Below are 20227 nucleotides of genomic sequence, written 5' to 3'. Positions count from 1 at the left end.
ACTTGTTAAAAAGGATAAACAAAAAACTTATAGTAGCAACTTCAACGGTACTTCTTAGTACAATGATTCTAACTGGATGTGGGGCAAGTGCAGACACAGTAGCTAAAGTAAATGGAAAAACAATTTCTTTGGTAGAGTTCGACAAAACATATAAGGCTGAGAAGAAAAGATATGAAGCTCAATATGGTTCTGATGTATTATCTCAAAGTTCTTCAGATGGAAAGACTATGGGAGAGGCTTTTAAAGAATATATAATGGATGCTCTTGTAACAGAAGAAGTAATAATGCAAGAAGCTGAAAAAGAAAAGATAAATATAACAGAAGATGAAGTTAATAAACAGGTAGATAGCTTTAAACAACTAACTGGTGGAGAAGAAGGTTTTAAAAAGTTTTTAGAAGCTAATGGTATGACAGAAGATTATTTTAAAGATAGAACAAAGAAGCAACTGACTTTCGAAAAATATAGAGAGAAATATTTAAAGGATTTAAAAATATCAGACAAAGATGTAAAAGATTACTTTGATAAAAATAAAGACAAATATACAACTATTGAAGCAAGTCACATATTGGTAGAGAAAGAAGAAGAGGCTAAAGAAATAATAAAGCAACTTAAAGAGGGAGCTGACTTTGGGGAGTTGGCTAAAAAATCAATAGAGCCAGGAGCAGCTGAAAGAAAGGGATCTCTAGGATACTTTGGAAAAGGACAAATGATTCCAGAATTTGAAAAAGCAGCATTTGCTTTAAAAGTGGGCGAAATAAGTGAGCCAGTAAAAACTGAACATGGCTACCATGTAATTAAAGTTACAGATAAAAAAGATAAGTTAGATCAAGTAAAAGATCAAGTAAAAGCAGACTTAGAAAATAACAAATTTGATGAGAAAATAAAATCTCTTAAAGAAGAGTCTAAAATAAAATTATATATGGAAAATACAAAAAATGTAGAGAAAGATAGTAAAGACGAAAAAGATAAAGCAAAAGAAACAAAAGATACAGAAAAATCTAAAGAATCTAAGGATACAGAAAAATCTAAAGAAACAAAAGATAACACTACAGATAATACAAAAGACACTAAAGAAAAAACTAAGGAAGAAAATAAATAATAGTAAGTTCAAGGTAATCTCCTTAATAGAGAGCAAAAAGATTGGAAAAGAATTAATTAAAAAATTAATACTTTCCAATCTTTTTATTTTTTTGAATTAATAAAGAAAAAGATGTTAAAACTAAGATTAGATAAATTCAAAGTAATTTATAAAATTCCATTTGTGAATAAAATAATCAAAAAAGTAAGATAATAAAGTAATGACATTAAGGAGGGTACAAAATTGAAAGCAACAGGAATAGTAAGAAGAATAGATGATTTAGGTAGAGTTGTTATTCCAAAAGAAATTAGACGTACATTAAGAATTAGAGAAGGAGATCCTTTGGAGATATTTACAGATAGAGAAGGTGAAATAATATTAAAAAAATATTCTCCAATAAATGAGTTAAATGAATTTGCAGCAGAGTATGCAGAAGCATTATATGAGAATATTGGGTTTATATGTATAATATCTGATAGAGATAGTATAGTAGCTATTTCCGGAGGATCTAGAAAGGAATACTTAGATAAGAGAATTAGTCCAGAACTAGAAAAAATAATAGAAGATAGAGAAATCTACTCTACAAGTGAAGGTAAGTCGTTAATAAGAATATCGATTGATGAAATGGATCCAGAAATATATACAACACAGTTAATAGTGCCAATAGTAGCTCAAGGAGATCCTATAGGATCAGTGACTTTACTTTCTAAAGAACCAGAAGATAAAGTAGGAGAAATAGAAATAAAAGTTGCACAAACAGCAGCAGGATTCTTATCTAAACAAATGGAAGATTAACATAATACCTATAAAAATAAGTCTACTTTAATAAATAGTAGACTTATTTTTTTTTTATGTAGTATAATATAATACTAGTGAAATAAATCAAATATCCTTTTGGGGGGGAAAAAGTTGAGTAAAAATAATTTTTTAAAGGGTGCTGCTGTTCTTGCTATTGCAGGAATACTAATTAAGATTATAGGAGCATTCTATAGAATTCCATTAACGAACATAATGCCAGATGAGGGTATGGGATATTATCAAGTAGGATACCAATTATATATACTGCTAGTAGCTGTATCTACTTCAGGATTTCCTACAGCTACTTCTAAATTGATAGCAGAGAAAAGAGCTCATGGTAACTACAAAGGAGCACATAAGATATTTAAAGTATCATTTATAGGATTTTTAATAGCTGGTATACTTTCAGCATTAGTAGTACTATTTGGAGCAAGAACTATACTAGATTTTATGGATATCTCAAATTCATATTATTCACTTATAGCGCTAGTACCTGCACTCTTATTTGTACCTATAATGTCAGCTTTTAGAGGATATTTTCAAGGTATGCAAGATATGGTGCCAACAGCAATATCACAATTAATAGAACAACTATTTAGGGCTGGAATTTCACTGTCACTAGCATATGTTTTACTTGGGAAAGGACTGCCTATTGCCGCAGGAGGTGCATCATTTGGATCTTCAGCAGGAGCAATAGCAGGAACATTAGTGATTATACTTATATATTTTAGAAATAGAAAAGCAATTACAACAGAAATAAATAGTACACAGGGATTTGAGGAAGAAGATGTATCTAAAATAATTAAAGATATTCTATATATAGCTATACCTATAACGATAGGTGCATCTATAGTACCAATTATAAATCAAGTAGATACTGTTTTAATAAGTAAAATATTACAACAAATAGGATATACAGAAGCACAGGCATCTGCAAGACTTGGTCAGCTTTCTGGTAATGCTCAGACTCTAATAAATCTTCCACAGGTATTATCAGTAGCGATGGCAATGAGTTTGGTTCCATCTATATCTGATGCATTTACAAGAAAAGATTATAGAAGTATAAAGAATACTACTAACTCAGGTATAAGAATGACCTTACTTATAGGTTTACCATGTGCAATAGGATTACTTGTACTAGCACATCCTATAATAGACCTACTATACTTTAGTAAAACAGCTGCAGAGAAAGCAGGAACAAGTGAACTTTTAGCCATATTATCTATAAGTATAATATTTTTAACGTTAGTTCAATCGCTTACAGCTATACTACAAGGTATAGGAAAGCCAATGAAGCCAGTTAAGAATCTTGCAATAGGTGCAGTAATAAAAGTTGTACTGACATATACACTAGTAAGGATACCATCTATAGAAGCTAAAGGAGCGGCTATAAGCACAGTAGTTACATATTTTGTAGCTTCAGCATTAAATTATTACGATGTTAAAAAATATACTGGTGTAGGTATTAGTCTTACAAATACAATTTTAAGACCAGTTATATCAGGTGTTATTATGGGAGTTGTAGTTAAGATAGCTTACGTTTATGGAGCTATGATTATGGGAAGCAAATTAGCTACACTAGTTTCGATTGGTATAGGAGCAGTAGTTTATGGAATATCGTTACTACTTATGGGTGCTATTACATCAGAAGACTTTGAGATGCTTCCAAAAGGAAAAATAATAGCTAAAAAATTAAAAAGCATAGGATTATTAAGAAATTAATAAGCTAGGATTATTCCTAGCTTATTTTAAAAAACATATGGAGGAATAAACTATGAGAAAAATAGTAATAATAGGATTAGGACCTGGAGACATAGGATCCCTTACTATAGAAGCCGTAGAAAAGATATGTGATGGAAATAAAGTTTTTCTAAGAACTGAAAAACATCCTACGATAGAATATTTGAAGAAAAAGCAGATAGAATATACATCATACGACCATGTATATGATGAAGAAGAAGATTTTGATAAAGTTTATGAATTAATTTCAAAAAATTTAATACAAATGTCAGAAAAGTATGGTATTATTAATTACTGTGTACCTGGTCATCCATTAGTTGCTGAGAAAACAGTTAGTTTACTTATAGAGAAACAAGAGCAAGGTGAAATAGAATTAGAAATAATAGCTGGACTAAGTTTCATAGAACCTGTTATACTATCAGTGGGCTCAGATCCTGTCGATGGACTTAAAATTATAGATGGACTTGATATTCTTCATCAAAGTGTAGATATAAATACTGACAACCTAATAACTCAAGTGTATAATAGAGTGAGGGCATCTGAGCTGAAGCTTGAACTCATAGACATATATGGAGATGAATACGAGGTATATGTCATAAAGTCAGCGGGAATAAAAGGACAAGAAATAAAAGTAAAAGTACCACTATATGAAATAGACAGGATAGAATGGATAGATTATTTAACTAGCATCTACATACCTAAAATGGATAAAGATAAAAGAGTTAAATATGATATGTATAATTTGATGGCTATAATGGAAATATTAAGAAGTAAGGATGGATGTTCTTGGGATGCTGAACAAACACATACTTCTTTAAGACCTTATGTAATAGAAGAAGCCTATGAAGTAGTAGATGCAATAGACAATGATGATATAGATGGAATTACTGAAGAATTAGGGGATTTACTTCTTCAAATTATATTTCATAGTCAGATAGGAAAAGAAGAAGGGTATTTTACAATTATGGACGTCACAACTAGTATATGTGAAAAACTTATAAGAAGACATCCACATGTATTTACAGATTTTAGAGCAAAAAGCTCACAAGAAGTTGTATATGATTGGAATGACATCAAAGCTAAAGAAAAAAATATGACAACATATACTGAGAGAATTAAAAGTATTCCTAAAGGGTTACCAGCATTAATGAAAAGCTATAAAGTACAAAAAAGAGCAGCTGATGTTGGATTTGACTGGGAAGATGTTTCAGGTGCACTAGAAAAACTTGAAGAAGAGCTTAATGAAGTTAAAGAAGAGCTCAACACAAGTAACAAAGAAAGGCTTGAAAATGAAATAGGAGATCTTATCTTTTCTATAGTTAATGTATGTAGGTTTGTTAACGTTAACCCTGAAAATGCAGTTAATAAAACTATAAATAAATTTATAAAAAGATTTGAGTTTATAGAAACTGAAAGTATAAATCAAGGAAAAGATATAAAAAACATGACTTTAGAAGAAATGGATAAACTATGGAAGCAAGCAAAAGAAAATGAAAATTAAAAAAACATAAAAAAAGATTATTCAAAGAAGGGTTTTATTTAGAAAGATAGAATTATTCTAAATACGTACTTTTTTTATTGAAAATCAAGGAGGTTATATTGTGAATAAAGCTGAATTAGTAGCTAGTATAGCAGAAAAAAGTGACTTAACTAAAAAGGATGCAGAAAGTGCATTAAATGCTTTCATGAAAACTATAGAGGAAGCATTATCATCTGGTGATAAAGTTCAATTAGTCGGATTTGGAACTTTTGAAGTTAGAGAAAGAAAAGCTAGAGAAGGAAGAAATCCAAGAAACCCAGAAGAAATAATAAAAATACCTGCATCACTAGCACCAGTATTTAAAGCTGGAAAAACATTAAAAGAAGCAGTTAATAAGTAATAAAAAATCAGGTCATAGACCTGATTTTTTTATAGAATCAAAAGTGTATAAGTTAGAGGTGATTTTATGAGAATAGATAAGTTTCTTAAAAATGCAAGAATCATAAAAAGAAGAACAGTAGCAAAAGAAGCTTGTGAACAGGGAAGAGTTTTAGTTAATGGAAAAGAAGCAAAGCCAGGAACTGAACTAAAGATAGGAGATACTATCGAGCTTAATTTTGGAAATAATACAGTGAAAGTGGAAGTACTTGAACTTCTAGAACATGTTCCAAAAGATAAAGCAACGGACTTATATAAAACACTATAATATAAAAAGTAAAATGGTCTACCATTAAGTAAATAAGGTAGGCCATTTTTACTTTTTACTATCATAAAAGCATATGTAGACTCATATATTAAACTAAACGTATAGAGTAAAAAGAGATCATGCTAGGGGGTTATACATAATGAATGATGATTTAGCAAATTTAGGTCAAAATATAATATTAGAAGACAGATCTAAGCTAAGTATATCTGGAGTAGAGCAAGTCGATAATTTCAACGAAAATACTATATCTTTAGGAACTGTAAGAGGTGGGATTACGATTAAAGGTGAAGACTTAAATATTAGTAAGTTAAACTTGGAGGATGGCAACGTAATTATAGATGGAACTATTAACAGTATAACCTATATTAACAAAGAAGCCACAGGGGGAAAAGGTGGAGGTTTTTTAGGAAAGATGTTTAAGTAAGACAGAGGTGAACTATATGGATACATCGATCCAGAGTCAAAGTTATATGTTTCTTGCTACACTTTATGGTGGGATAGTAATGGGTTTTATATACGATTTGTACAGAATATTTAGATATTACTCTAGACCTAAGAAAGTAAAGACTTTTATAGAGGACTTAATATTTTGGATAATACTTTCCGCTATTGTAATTTCAATTTTAACACATATAAACTGGGGTGAGTTAAGGGGATTTATTTTTCTTGGATTCATACTAGGAGCTGTACTATATAATAGATTGTTAAGTAAAGTAGTAATAAAATTTATATCAAGAATATTAAGCTTCTTCATAACAAAAATAAGTAGTATATTTAAACTTATAATCACACCGCTAAAAGGAGCCATAAGCAAATTGCAAATATACTATGCAAAGATAAAAAAATATTTTAAACTTCCTTCTATATTTTATGATAATATAAAAAAGAGCGTAAGAACAATATTGAAGAAAAAGTAAAGGAAATAATTGTTGGAAGGAATTTAAATTCTACTGTAGAAAGTATAAAAATAAGGCTAAAGTAGTAAAAGGGAGATATATATGTTGAATAAAACAAAAGATAAAAAAAGAAAAGTAACATTATTTCATATAGTACTCATAGTAATATCTTTATACGTAATTTTTACTTTTATAAAACAAGAAATGAGCATAAAAAAATTGAACTTAGAGAAAGCACAATCAGAAGAAAAATTGAAGCAATTAAGTAGTCAGAAAAAAGAATTAGAAGACAAAGTTAAAAAGACAGATTCAGTAGAATACATAGAAAAAATTGCAAGAGAAGAGTTAAAAATGGTAAAACCTAATGAAATGATATATATAGATAGAAATAAACATAAAGAAGAGTCTTTTACAGATTGACATATTCATAGTTATAATATATACTTAAGTAAGTTTGAAAGCGATATATCTTTAAAGGAGGAGTATTTAATTTATGCCCGTTCTAGTAGGAAATGTAGTTGAAGGTACTATATCAGGAATAACTAACTTTGGAGCATTCGTTCAACTACCAGAAGGAAAAACAGGATTAGTTCATATTTCAGAGATATCACACGATTATGTTAATAACGTAAGTGACTACTTAAAGAGAGACCAAAAAGTAAAAGTTAAAGTACTGTCTATAACTAATGAGGGTAAAATAAGCTTATCTATAAGACAAGTACAACCAAAAAAGACATCATCAAATCCAGCACAGGTTGATTTCAATAAACCTGATGACAAGGTAAAGTCAATGTCTTTTGAAGATAAAGTTGCTAAGTTTTTAAAAGATAGTAGTGAAAAGCAAGAACAGCTTAAAAAGAAAGATACAAGAAGAGGTGGCGGAGGCTACTCACAAAGAAACTATAGAGCATAAAATTTATAACTGGGTTAATCCCAGTTTTTTTATGTACTTTTTTACCGACAAAAATATACTTAAATGTAAGGTCATTTAAAGATTATACTTATATTATACTAAAGTAAAGATATAGAGGCTTCTTTTAGAACTTTTCTATGATAATTTTTAAAAATAAATGTAAAAAGATTTTATTAAAAGAAAAAGATAAAAGAGATTAAACATTAACATTAATGATGGCAAACATCGGCCTTACAATAGCTATTACAAAGATATACATAAAGATACTTATAACTAAACTTTAGGATTCAATAATTAGAATATGTCGAAGATGTCTAAATACACAAATAGCGAACTTTAAATTAAGATATTGGAGTAAAAGTAAAACTTAACTTCAAATAAAAAATATCATAAAAAACAAAGTACAATATAGTTTTATGTCAAAAATGCTAAAAATCTTATCAACTAAGATTGACAAACATTTTAGACCTCCTTTGCTAAGATTACATCAACAGATAAATACGAGGAGGTCTTATATATGTTTAGTAAAATTGGAACAATAGAGTCAAAGCATCAGGAGTCTGCAATTTTTAAATTTATTACTAATATAAAAGCAGCGGACATATTTACTACAATACTATCGCTACTGATATCGAGAGCTACAATAATGGATGAGTTAACTCCATTTGGAATATCATTCATAGTAGCCTACACAGTTAAATGTAATAGAAACATACTAATACCACTTGCATCATCAATAGGTATAATAAGTGTACATGGTAAACATTCCATACCGTATATAGCAACTATATGGGTAACATACTTAATAAGTGGACTATTTAAAAAAGAAAAGCAGAAGGATATAGTAAATGTAGCAATAACTACAGTTGCATTTTTCATAATTATTAAAGGATCATACATTATTATAAGTGACTATTACTTGTACGATATAATAATGACTTTATTTGAAGGTATTATAATTTTCACACTTATATATATCTTCACATATGGAATAAAAACCATGCAAAAAGATTACAGTCGAGTTTTTACTAATGAAGAAATAATATGTGGAGCAATAATGTTAGCTCTAAGCATATCTGGTCTACAAGAAATATCTATATATGGACTAGCTATTAAAAACATAGTAGGAATAACATTGGTATCTATGTTTGCTTATAATAAAGGGGCGTCAGTGGGAGCTACTGTAGGTATAACTATAGGAATAGTAACATCTATGTCACAGAGCAACCTACCACTAGTTATATCGGTATATGGAGTTGCTGGATTACTTTCGGGATTATTTAGGGATTTAGGTAAGATAGGAAGTAGTGTAGGATTTTTAGTCGGATCTGTAATAATATCTTTTTACATAGACGGAAGTTTAGAAAGTATATTAAAGATAAAAGAAATATTAGCTGGAATAATATTATTTCTCACTATTTCTAAAGTAATAAAAAGATTTGATAGTAATATAGTAATAGGTGTGTCAAAATCTACACAAATAGAAGAAGCATATAGTAGTAGATTAAGAGATATGACACATAAAAGGTTAACAGAGATATCAAAAGTATTTCAGGAGCTAGCTACTACATTTGAAAAAGTATCAGATAAGAAAAAATTAGTTCAACAAAAAGATATATCAAAATTAATAGATAAGTTAGCAGAAGACGTATGTAGTAATTGTGCTATATGTAAGTTTTGCTGGGAAGAGGATTTTTATATTACTTATCAGTTGATGTTTGAAATGACTAATACAGTGGAGCTAAATGGAAATATAAGTACAAGCATGCTGTCAGACGAATTTACTAAAAGATGCAATAAAACAGATGTTATAGTAAATAAGATAAACTATCTATTTGAAGCTTATAAGTTAGATTACAAGTGGGAAAATAAGATCTTAGAAAGTAGACAGTTAGTTTCTCAACAACTAGAAGGAATATCAAATATTATTGATGATTTAGCCAGTCAGATATATGAAAATGTAAGATTTAAGCAAGATGTAGAGAAAAGTGTATATACATCTTTAAGAAACATGGGTATAGATATACTAGAAGTCATAGTAACAGAAACTGAAAAAAATGATTTTGAAATTTTCTTAGAGATTTCGGGAAATTGTGAGATGCACAAAGTAAAGAGTATACCAAAACTAGTATCTGACATAGTAGGTCTAGAATTAACTACAGATAAGTTTTACTCTAACACAAGATATGGGGGGGATAACATAAAACTAAAACTTTTAAAAGGGAATAGATTTGGAGCTATTACGAAAGTTTGTAGGCTAGACGAAGGATTTAACTATATATCTGGTGATAGTTATACTTTTGGAGAAAGAAAGAACAACTATTATGTGGCACTAAGTGATGGAATGGGTACAGGACATAGGGCAAATCAGGAAAGTAATATTACAATATCTCTTTTAGAAAAGTTTTTAGAGGCTGGATTTGATAAAGAACTCGCTTTAAAAACTATAAATTCTATATTAGTTTTAAAGTCTACTGATGAAATGTCAACTACTATAGATATGTCAGTAATAGATTTATATAGAGGAAAAACTAAATTTATAAAGGTTGGATCTGCACCTACGTTTATAAAGAGAAAGAATAGTGTAGAAGTTATAAATTCACATACACTTCCAGTAGGAATATTAAAAGATGTTGATTTTCAAGTATATGAGAAAGATCTAGAGGATGGTGATTTTGTAATAACTGTGTCGGATGGAGTTCTAGATGCTAATGAACATACTGATGATAAAGAAAAATGGATGTCAGATATAATACAGAAAATAGATACTTTGAACCCACAGATTTTAGCAGATAAAATAATTGATGAGGCTTTAGAAATAAGTAAAGATGCAAAAAGAGATGATATGACTGTTTTAGTTACGAAAGTATGGAAAAGGGTTTAATAAACATTTCTTCTGTCAATAATGATAATAGTAAACTATAAAGACAGGAGATGATTTAAATTGACTAAAGAAATTCAATTTAAGCAAATTGTATTAGTTACAGATGGAGAATCTAACTTAGGATTAAATCCTATAAAGGTTTCTGAAGACGGTAATAAGAGAGGTATTACTATAAGTACGATAGGAATAACTAGTGACTTAGAAAGAGAGGAATCTATTACAGAGATAAAAAGCATAGCAGAAGCGGGAGGGGGAATATGGGAGCATACAAATATAAAAGATCTAGACACAACTATGAGTATGGTCACCATGAAATCGGTTTACAAAACTATAGAAGAAGCAGTTAATAAAGAATTAAAAAATATAGTAGGAACTGAATTGGAAGAAATGCATCCAAGCTCAAGAAAAAAAATAACTGATCTTATAGATAAATTGGGTGATGAAGTAAATATAGAATGCTGTGTAGTTATAGATTGCAGCGGAAGTATGAAAGATAAAATAGATATAGCTAAAAGTAGTGTACTAAACTTACTTAGAATCCTAAATAGTAGAAAAGGAAAAACGGAGATTTCGGTAATAGGGTATCCTTACAGTAAAGCAGAAGCATACAAAGTTCTATGTGGGTTTACTGAAAACATAATAGACTTAGAGAAAGGATTACAAAAGATACAAATAGGAGGACAAACACCTACTGGAACTGCTCTAAAAGGTGCTATAGAGCTTCTTACAGAAGATATAGAATATAATATAGATGAATTTGAAGAAGGAATATTGCAAAGTAGTATTGTTTAAGGCTGTAAATTAACAGCCTTTTTCAAATTTTTTTATAATATACAAAAGGAGCTCAATCTATGTTTTATGTAGGAGAAACTATAAAAGGCAAGTGGAATAATAATGAATATTTAATACTAGAAAAGCTAGGTCAGGGTGGTATTGGCTACGTATATAAAGTTAGAGATAAGTTAGGAAATGTAAAAGGTTTAAAAATAAGTGACGATATAAACTCTATAACTAGAGAATTTGAAAACATGAAAAAATGTAAGACTATAGGTATAGTACCTAGTGTATATGAAATAGATGATTATAAAAGATATAGGAAGACATTTCATTTTTTTATTATGGATTATATTTATGGATATAATTTAAAGCAAATTATGACTAAAACAAATATAAATTTGAAAGATATTTTAGGAATATGTATTATAATTCTAAAAAACTTGAAAAAGATTTATGAACTAGGGTATATTTATAGTGATATAAAGTTAGAAAATATTATGATAGATAAAAATAATAGGAAAATATACTTAGTAGACTTTGGAGGTTTAATAGATAAAGAGTTTGGAATAAAAGAATATACTCCAACATATAGCATTGCATCTTGGGGGATAAAATTAAAACACGATTATAGTACAAGCATGATTTTTAGTGTTAATATGCTAATGACTTCTATGATCTTGAGAAAAGAGTTTTCTCCTATGATCGAGAGTATAAAAGACATTGTAGAAAATTTAAATAAACTCTCTTTGGATAGTAAATTTAAAAGAATAATAATAAATGGACTTTATGGTAGACTTAATGACACAGATGAATATATACTGAAATTAAAACAACTAGTTTACAATAAAGATAAACTAAATGCTAAAACGAGTATAGACTTTATAGATATATTTTTTAAAGGAAGTATTTTTCTATTTGGGATTGTCTTAATAATATGCGCGAAAAATTTATAAACTTTAAATAAAGGAAATTAAGCACTATATATAGAATAAAACTAGAAAGCAAGAGAGTAAAAATGGATGTGAACAATAATGAGGGAAATAGTAAAGAATACAATAATTAATCATAGACTATTAGATAAAGATGATAATATTGTCATAGGAGTGTCTGGAGGACACGACTCTATGACACTTTTATATGTGCTAGAAAGCTTAAAGGCTGAATTAAATTTTAGTATACATGTAGCTCATATAAATCATGGTGTAAGAGGATCAGAATCAGACGGCGACGAGGACTATGTAAAGAATATCTGTAAAAATCTAAATGTTCCATTTTATTCTCACAAAACTAATATGGATGAATATGCTAAGAAGCATAAACTTACTAGTGAAGAAGCAGGTAGAGAAATAAGATACTCTTTTTTTAGAAAAAGTATTAAAAAATTGGGTGGAGGAAAAATAGCAGTTGCTCATAATAAAAATGATCAAGCAGAAACTCTTATTATGAGATTCATAAGAGGTACAGGTATAGATGGGTTAAGAGGTATGGAGTATAAAAATGGAGATATAATAAGACCACTACTCGACATAGATAGAATTTATATAGAAAAATATTGTGATGATAACGGAATTATCCCTAGAATAGATAAAACTAACTTTCAACCGATATATGGAAGAAATAAAGTGAGATTAGAGCTAATCCCCTATATACAAAAGACATTTAACAAAGGTATTATAGATACACTTTCTAGAACTTCTACGATAATGAAAAATGATAGTGATTTCTTGCAAGAGTATACTGAAGATAGATATAGGGAAATATTAGAAAAAGAAGATAAGTCTAAGATACACTTAAATATAGAAAAACTTCACTCATTACATCAATCTATAAAAACTAGAGTTATAAGATATGCAATCGAAAGGATTCATGGCAGTATAAAAGGTTTAGAAGAAAAACATATTAAAGATATACTAAATTTAGTTAGTTCTAAAATTACAGGAAAGAAAATAAACATTATTAACAATATAGTAGTTAAAATAAGTTATAATAATTTAATTATAGAAAAAAGTGAAAAAGTTGAGGATATAAGATATAATTATAAATTAGATGTGAATAGTACTATAAATATATTAGAATTGGGTAGTAGTATAAAATCTAAAGTGACTTCTGTCTCTAGCATAAAAATAGATGAAAATAATGACTTCATAAAGTACTTTGACTATGATAAAGTTAAGGATAATCTTTATATAAGAAATAGGATAGATGGAGATAAGTTTAGACCTATAGGAATGAAAGGAAACAAGAAACTGAAGGATTTTTTTATAGATGAAAAAGTACCAAGAGACTATAGAAATACGATACCTTTGGTAGTTGATGAAGAAGATATACTATGGATAGTAGGATTAAGAATTAGTGAAAACTATAAAATTACCTCTAACACTAAAAATATATTAGTTTTAGAATACATCCAGTAAAAACATAAGAAGAAATAAGACATAAGGAGGAAAATATGAAAGAAGACATTAAACAAGTACTTATAACAAAAGAAGAAATACAAGACAAAGTAAAAGAATTAGGAAGACAAATATCACAAGATTATAAAGGAAAGAACTTAGTTTTAATAGGAGTTCTAAAAGGTGCATTTGTATTTTTAGCAGATTTAATTAGAAATATAGATATACCAGTAAAAGTGGACTTCATGGCAGTATCTAGTTATGGTACTTCTACAACATCTTCTGGAGTAGTAAGGATATTAAAGGATTTAGACTCTACGATAGAGGGAAAAGATATTTTAGTAGTAGAAGATATTATAGATACGGGACTTACTCTTAGTTATCTAATAGGAAACTTAAAGTCTAGAGGAGCTAATAGTGTAGGAGTATGTGCACTTTTAGATAAGCCTGAGAGAAGAAAAGTTGATGTTAAAATGAATTATAAAGGATTTGATATTCCGGATGAATTTATAGTAGGATATGGATTAGATTATAGTGAAAGTTATAGAAATTTAGATGAGATATATATATTGAAAGAAGAAGCATATAAATAATAAATATGCTATAATAAATATCAATATATATGAAAGGAGGACTATAGTTGAGGAAATTCTTTAGAGGTATAAGCTTTTATTTGCTTATATTTATACTTTTAATATTTTTAGTAACTACATTTTCTAAAGATATGAATCAGCCTAAAGCTATAGGTTATACACAATTAATAAAAGAAATAAAGGCAAATAATGTAGAGAGCATTACCATTGTAGAAGATCGTACTGTAAAAGGTAAATTAAAAGACGATACACAATTCAGTCTAATATTACCTACAAGTTCAGATAAATTCTATGAAGACTATTTAAAGGGACCTATAGATCAAAATAAGATAAAAGAAGTAGCAGGAGATAAAGAACAAGAAACTTCATGGTTTCTTCAATTCTTACCTAATATATTTTTAATATTAGTATTTGCAGTTATATGGTTTGTGTTTATGCAGCAGTCTCAAGGCGGTGGAAATCGTGTAATGTCATTTGGAAAGAGTAAAGCCAAAATGATTAACGATCAAAGCAAAAAGATTACATTTGAGGATGTTGCAGGACTAGAAGAAGAGAAAGAAGAGTTAAGAGAAATAGTGGACTTCCTTAAAGAACCAAGGAAATATATAGATTTAGGTGCTAGGATACCAAAAGGAATATTAATGGTTGGACCTCCGGGAACTGGTAAGACTTATCTAACTAGAGCAGTTGCAGGAGAGGCAGGAGTACCGTTCTTCAGTATAAGTGGTTCTGACTTTGTTGAGATGTTTGTTGGTGTTGGGGCTTCTCGTGTAAGAGACTTATTTGAGCAAGCTAAGAAAAATGCACCATGTATAATATTTATAGATGAGATAGATGCCGTAGGTAGAAAAAGAGGAGCAGGTGTTGGTGGAGGTCATGATGAGAGAGAACAGACTCTAAATCAACTTTTAGTTGAGATGGATGGGTTTGGTGAGAATGAAGGTATTATCATGATTGCAGCAACAAATAGGCCAGATATACTTGACCCTGCATTATTAAGACCTGGTAGATTTGATAGACAGGTCTATGTTGGAGTACCAGATATAAAAGGTAGAGAAGCTATATTAAGAGTTCATACAAAAACTAAACCACTAGAGGAAGATGTAGACTTAAAAATAGTGGCGAAAAGAACACCAGGATTTACTCCAGCAGATTTAGAGAACTTAGTAAATGAAGCAGCTTTACTAGCTGCTAGAGAAAACTTAAAAGAAATACCAATGAGATTGGTTGAAGAGGCTTCTACTAAAGTAGTAGCTGGACCTGAGAAGAAAAGTAAGGTAGTAAGTGAAAAGGAAAGAAAGCTTACAGCTTATCATGAGGCAGGGCATGCAGTAGCCTCAAGATTAACTCAAGGATCAGATCCAGTTCATATGGTAACTATAATACCAAGAGGTAGAGCTGGTGGGTTTACTATGAATCTACCTGAAGAAGATAGAAGCTATATGACTAAAACAGATATGGAAATTAAGTTAGTAGAACTATTAGGTGGAAGAGTAGCAGAGAAATTAGTTCTAGGAGATATAAGTACAGGAGCACAAAATGATCTAGAAAGAGCTACAAATATAGCTAGAAGTATGGTAACACACTATGGAATGAGTGATGCATTAGGATCTATGACTTATGGTGCAGATGATGATGAGGTATTCATAGGAAGAGATCTAGCTAGAAGTAGAAACTATAGTGAAGAAGTTGCAGCGGCTATAGATAAAGAAATGAGATCAATAATAGATAAAGCATATGAAGCTGTAGAGAATTTACTAAGCGAAAACTTAGATAAACTTCATAAAGTAGCAGAAGCATTATTAGAAAAAGAGACATTAGATGCTAAAGAATTTGAAGAAATATTCACAATAGCATAACTAAAAAAAGGCTGACTAGTTCAGCCTTTTTTTAATTAGATAGATAAAAATTGAGGTATACTTATAATATCAAAAGCAGAAAGGGGATAAAAATGAGAGAAAAGATACTAAAAGTCTTAAAAGAAAAGAGAGGAGAATTTGTATCTGGACAAGATCTAAGTAATAAATTAAATGTAAGTCGAACGGCTATATGGAAGTATATAAATATATTAAAAGAAGAAGGATATAGTATAGAGTCAATAACTAGAAAAGGACATAGACTATTATCTAGCCCAGATGTATTAAGTGAAGAAGAGGTAAAAGAATATTTAAAAACTAAATATATAGGTAGAAATATTTTATATTATGACAGTATAGATTCTACTAACAATGAAGCCAAAAATATAGCTTCTAAAGGAAATGAAGAAGGAACAGTAGTAATAGCAGAAGAGCAGATACAGGGAAGAGGTAGACTAGGTAAAAATTGGACATCCCCAAAAGGAAAGGGCATATGGATGAGTATCGTAGTAAGACCGGATATAGAACCTATGGATGCATCTAAAATTACTCAGATAACAGCTGCATCAGTTTATAGAGCAATGAAAGAGATGGAAATAGAAGTAAGTATAAAATGGCCTAATGATATCATACTTAATGGCAAAAAAGTATGCGGAATACTTACTGAAATGAGCGGAGAAATGATGAAAATAAATTATCTAGTTATCGGAATAGGAGTAAATGTAAACATAGAAGATGATGAGTTTCCAGATGAAGTTAAGGAAAAAGCAACATCACTAAAAAGAGAATTAGGAAAAACGATTAATAGAAAAGCATTAGTTGGAAAGATTTTAAATAACTTTGAATATTTCTATGAAGAAATGACTATAAAAAATAATATTGAAGAAGCTATAAACATATGTAGAGAGAAATCTATCCTTATAGGAAAAAAAGTTCGCGTAATACAAAAAAATCAAGAATTAGAAAGGGTAGCAGTGGGACTAACAGATGACGGAGAACTTTTAGTAAAGGATGAAGATGGAAACATAACTAAGTTAATATCAGGTGAAGTGTCAGTAAGAGGTGAAAAAGGATATGTATAGTTAAAAAAATAAAGCTCTTGCACACATAATACTAAATTGTTAAAATGTAAGTTGGTTATACAGAGAGGTAGCTAGTAGCTATATAGACCTAGACCACTTCGAAAAAACTATATGACTAATCTAATAAAATAAATGACTAGTATCCTGAAAATAGGAACTAGAGCAGGAGGAGAATTATGAGTAAAAAGAGTTTAATTTCGGTAAGAAAGTTAACGATTATAGGTATTTTAGGAGGAATATCAGCCATTCTAGGGATGACACCCATAGGACTTATTCCAGTAGGACCAACGAATGCTACAATAATGCATATACCAGTAATAATAGGAGCTATAATAGAAGGACCATTTGTAGGAGCCATGGTTGGACTTATATTTGGGATATTTAGTATTATAAGGGCTATCACAGCACCAACAGTTATTTCACCAGTGCTATATAATCCAATAGTATCAGTATTACCAAGAGTTCTTATAGGTATTACTTCTTACTACACATATATACTTATAAAGAAAGTAGGAAAGAAACCATCTATTATTTTACTATCAATAGTATGGATTTCTTCTATAATATACTTAATAAATAGTTTAGTCACTCAAATAGGCCAATATAGTTTAGGAAATACAAGTATTTGGAGTATAATTTTAAGTGCAATTTTAGTTATATGTACTGTTATAATTGGAGCTTATTCATTTAAGAAAGCTAAAGAGCAGTCGTTAGAAATAATCATATCTGCTATGGTAGGAACTCTAACTAATACTATAGGAGTATTAGGATCTATATATCTTCTTTATGGAAAATGGTATGTAGAAAAGCTGGGTAAAGACACAGAAGCTGTAGGAAAAGTAATACTAGGAATAGGACTTGCAAATGGAATTCCAGAAATGATAATAGCTATACTTATAGTTACAAGTGTAGTAGTAGGGATTAGAAAGCGATTTTAAGTAATGATATATAATACAAACAATAGAATAATTTTGATGAAAAATTACTAAGTTAGATAAATTTTTTATTTATCATAACAAGTTTAAAGAGGTGTAAGAACATGATACTAGTATGTGATGTAGGAAATACTAATATAGTCTTAGGAGTATATAAAGGAAAAAAAATATTAAAAGCATGGAGAATATCTACTGATAGAAACAAAACCTCAGATGAGTACGGAGTGTTAATAAAACAGTTATTCGAATATGAAAACTTAAATATGAGTGAAATAGAAAGTATAGTAATATCTTCAGTAGTTCCTACCATAATGTATGCACTAGAAACTATGAGCTCAAGATATTTCAAAAAAGATCCAATAATAATAGGGCCAGGTGTAAAGACTGGTATAAATATAAAATATGATAATCCTAAAGAAGTTGGGGCAGATAGAATAGTAAATGCAGTTGCAGCATATGAAAAGTTTGGAGGACCTATTATTATAGTAGACTTTGGAACTGCTACTACATTTTGCAGTATATCTGAAAAGGGAGATTATATAGGTGGAGTTATATCTCCAGGAATAGTAATATCTAGTGAGGCATTGTTTCAAAAAGCTTCTAAGCTTCCAAGGGTGGAACTAGCTAAACCAAAAAAAGTATTAAATAAAAATACGATAAATAGTATGCAATCAGGCATAATATATGGTTATGTTGGACTAGTAGACTATATAGTAGATAAAATGGAAGAAGAACTTGGAGTGAAATCTAAGGAAGTCATAGCTACTGGTGGATTAGCATCTATAATAGCAAGTGAATCGAAAAAAATAACTAAAATAGAAAAAATGTTGACTCTTGACGGACTTAGAATAATATATGAGAAAAATAAGTAAATAAGGAGATCTTACTCAGATCTTTTAACTAAAATTTTAATCCTGAATATAACTAAGAAACTTTTGTGGAGATATAATTAAGGACTCTTCATATAAAGATTAGTAATGATAATATATTTCAGGATTTTCTATATTTTTTAACTTGAAATGCGATAATAACAGAAAGAGGTAATATATGAAAATTGCTAATATAGAAGTTGATAATAATGTATTTTTAGCTCCTATGGCTGGAGTTACTGACCTTGCATTTAGACTTATGTGCAAGGAAATGAACGTAGGACTTTTATATACAGAAATGGTAAGTAGTAAGGCGCTTTTTTTTGAAGATCAAAAAACACATGAGATAATGAAGATAGATCAGAGAGAAAAACCTGTGGCTCTACAAATATTTGGGTCGGATCCTAAAGTCATGGCAAGAATTACAGAGGAAAAATTAAATAAAATAGATGATTTTATAATAGTAGATATAAATATGGGTTGTCCAGCACCTAAGATAGTAAAAAACGGTGATGGAAGTGCATTAATGAATAATCCAGACTTAGTAAAAGAAATAGTAAGAGAAGTAGTGAAAGTGTCAAATAAGCCAGTGACAGTAAAGATAAGAAAAGGATGGGATGAAAATCATCAAAATGCTGTAGAAATAGCTAGAATAATAGAAGATGCAGGAGCATCAGGAATAACTGTACATGGAAGAACTAGAGAACAGTACTACTCTGGGTTAGCAGATTGGAAAATGATAAGAAGAGTAAAAGAAAGTGTATCTATACCAGTGACAGGAAATGGGGATATATTTGAGCCTGAGGATGCGCTAAGAATGATGAAAGAAACAAATTGTGATGCCGTAATGATTGGAAGAGGCGCAAGAGGGAATCCATGGATATTTAAAAGAACAGTGCATTTGTTAAAAACAGGAGAGCTATTACCACCACCTACAGATAGAGAAAAGATAGAGTCTAGTTTAAAACATTTAAATCTACTCTTTGAGTTAAAACCAGAGAGAGTGGCTATAAGGGAAATGAGAAAACACATAGCTTGGTATATAAAAGGAATAAGGGGTTCAGCTGAGATGAGAAATAGAATAAATAGTATAGAAGATAGAACTGAGCTCGAAGATATCCTTTATAGATATATGGAAAGCTTATAGAAATACTGAAATCTATTCATGAATATTTTAAATTGAATTATGTGATAAAAAGTAATAACTAACTCCATTCTATACATAT

The 20227-nt window shown here is 29.6% G+C and carries 20 protein-coding genes; all 20 read left to right on the top strand.

The genetic code is table 11. The features are described 5' to 3' along the window. Positions 1-2: 2 nt before the first annotated feature. A complete protein-coding gene (locus CURI_RS11910) occupies positions 3-1100 on the top strand; it encodes a peptidylprolyl isomerase (protein WP_014968511.1) in 1098 nt (365 codons plus the stop codon). Between the two features lie 222 nt (positions 1101-1322). Beyond that, positions 1323-1874 carry a stage V sporulation protein T gene (gene spoVT, locus CURI_RS11905; protein ID WP_014968510.1) on the top strand — a complete coding sequence of 184 codons (552 nt, stop codon included), beginning with the start codon at positions 1323-1325 and terminating at the stop codon, positions 1872-1874. 114 nt (positions 1875-1988) lie between these two features. After that, positions 1989-3599 (top strand): putative polysaccharide biosynthesis protein, encoded by a 1611-nt coding sequence (locus CURI_RS11900; protein WP_014968509.1) that lies wholly within the window; start codon positions 1989-1991, stop codon positions 3597-3599. 52 nt (positions 3600-3651) lie between these two features. Then, entirely contained in the window at positions 3652-5118 is a 1467-nt protein-coding gene (yabN, locus tag CURI_RS11895; protein ID WP_014968508.1) for a bifunctional methyltransferase/pyrophosphohydrolase YabN, read from the top strand. Positions 5119-5218: 100 nt separating this feature from the next. Further along, positions 5219-5497 carry an HU family DNA-binding protein gene (locus CURI_RS11890; RefSeq protein WP_014968507.1) on the top strand — a complete coding sequence of 93 codons (279 nt, stop codon included), beginning with the start codon at positions 5219-5221 and terminating at the stop codon, positions 5495-5497. 66 nt (positions 5498-5563) lie between these two features. Then, complete coding sequence (locus CURI_RS11885) at positions 5564-5803, top strand: RNA-binding S4 domain-containing protein (RefSeq protein WP_014968506.1); 240 nt, start codon at positions 5564-5566, stop codon at positions 5801-5803. A gap of 139 nt (positions 5804-5942) precedes the next feature. Further along, entirely contained in the window at positions 5943-6227 is a 285-nt protein-coding gene (gene yabP, locus CURI_RS11880) for a sporulation protein YabP (protein ID WP_014968505.1), read from the top strand. 16 nt (positions 6228-6243) lie between these two features. Continuing rightward, positions 6244-6720, top strand: a complete 477-nt coding sequence (gene yabQ / locus CURI_RS11875; protein WP_014968504.1) for a spore cortex biosynthesis protein YabQ — start codon at positions 6244-6246, stop codon at positions 6718-6720. An 84-nt stretch (positions 6721-6804) separates the two neighbouring features. Continuing rightward, positions 6805-7119, top strand: coding sequence for an FtsB family cell division protein (locus tag CURI_RS11870; protein WP_041701814.1), 315 nt, complete (start codon positions 6805-6807; stop codon positions 7117-7119). A gap of 73 nt (positions 7120-7192) precedes the next feature. Continuing rightward, a complete protein-coding gene (locus tag CURI_RS11865) occupies positions 7193-7612 on the top strand; it encodes a S1 RNA-binding domain-containing protein (RefSeq protein ID WP_014968502.1) in 420 nt (139 codons plus the stop codon). A gap of 517 nt (positions 7613-8129) precedes the next feature. Further along, positions 8130-10496, top strand: a complete 2367-nt coding sequence (gene spoIIE, locus CURI_RS11860; RefSeq protein WP_014968501.1) for a stage II sporulation protein E — start codon at positions 8130-8132, stop codon at positions 10494-10496. Positions 10497-10556: 60 nt separating this feature from the next. Then, positions 10557-11288: a vWA domain-containing protein gene (locus CURI_RS11855; RefSeq protein WP_014968500.1), complete on the top strand. Its 732-nt coding sequence runs from the start codon at positions 10557-10559 to the stop codon at positions 11286-11288. Positions 11289-11347: 59 nt separating this feature from the next. Continuing rightward, the gene (locus CURI_RS11850) at positions 11348-12226 is read left to right on the top strand and encodes a protein kinase domain-containing protein (protein ID WP_014968499.1); all 879 of its coding nucleotides are present in this window, start codon (positions 11348-11350) and stop codon (positions 12224-12226) included. 78 nt (positions 12227-12304) lie between these two features. After that, positions 12305-13687 carry a tRNA lysidine(34) synthetase TilS gene (tilS, locus tag CURI_RS11845; RefSeq protein ID WP_014968498.1) on the top strand — a complete coding sequence of 461 codons (1383 nt, stop codon included), beginning with the start codon at positions 12305-12307 and terminating at the stop codon, positions 13685-13687. A 35-nt stretch (positions 13688-13722) separates the two neighbouring features. Beyond that, positions 13723-14259: a hypoxanthine phosphoribosyltransferase gene (gene hpt / locus CURI_RS11840; RefSeq protein ID WP_014968497.1), complete on the top strand. Its 537-nt coding sequence runs from the start codon at positions 13723-13725 to the stop codon at positions 14257-14259. A 47-nt stretch (positions 14260-14306) separates the two neighbouring features. After that, complete coding sequence (ftsH, locus tag CURI_RS11835) at positions 14307-16118, top strand: ATP-dependent zinc metalloprotease FtsH (protein WP_014968496.1); 1812 nt, start codon at positions 14307-14309, stop codon at positions 16116-16118. Between the two features lie 92 nt (positions 16119-16210). Continuing rightward, positions 16211-17197, top strand: coding sequence for a biotin--[acetyl-CoA-carboxylase] ligase (locus CURI_RS11830; protein ID WP_014968495.1), 987 nt, complete (start codon positions 16211-16213; stop codon positions 17195-17197). 176 nt (positions 17198-17373) lie between these two features. Next, entirely contained in the window at positions 17374-18135 is a 762-nt protein-coding gene (locus tag CURI_RS11825) for an ECF transporter S component (protein WP_014968494.1), read from the top strand. A 101-nt stretch (positions 18136-18236) separates the two neighbouring features. Next, entirely contained in the window at positions 18237-19004 is a 768-nt protein-coding gene (locus CURI_RS11820; protein ID WP_014968493.1) for a type III pantothenate kinase, read from the top strand. A gap of 175 nt (positions 19005-19179) precedes the next feature. Beyond that, a complete protein-coding gene (dusB, locus tag CURI_RS11815; protein WP_014968492.1) occupies positions 19180-20148 on the top strand; it encodes a tRNA dihydrouridine synthase DusB in 969 nt (322 codons plus the stop codon). Positions 20149-20227: the final 79 nt, after the last annotated feature.

This window comes from Gottschalkia acidurici 9a, assembly GCF_000299355.1.
Classification (GTDB): domain Bacteria; phylum Bacillota; class Clostridia; order Tissierellales; family Gottschalkiaceae; genus Gottschalkia; species Gottschalkia acidurici.
Note: the sequence above shows the minus strand (reverse complement) of the source record. Positions and strands in the feature narration are given on the sequence as shown.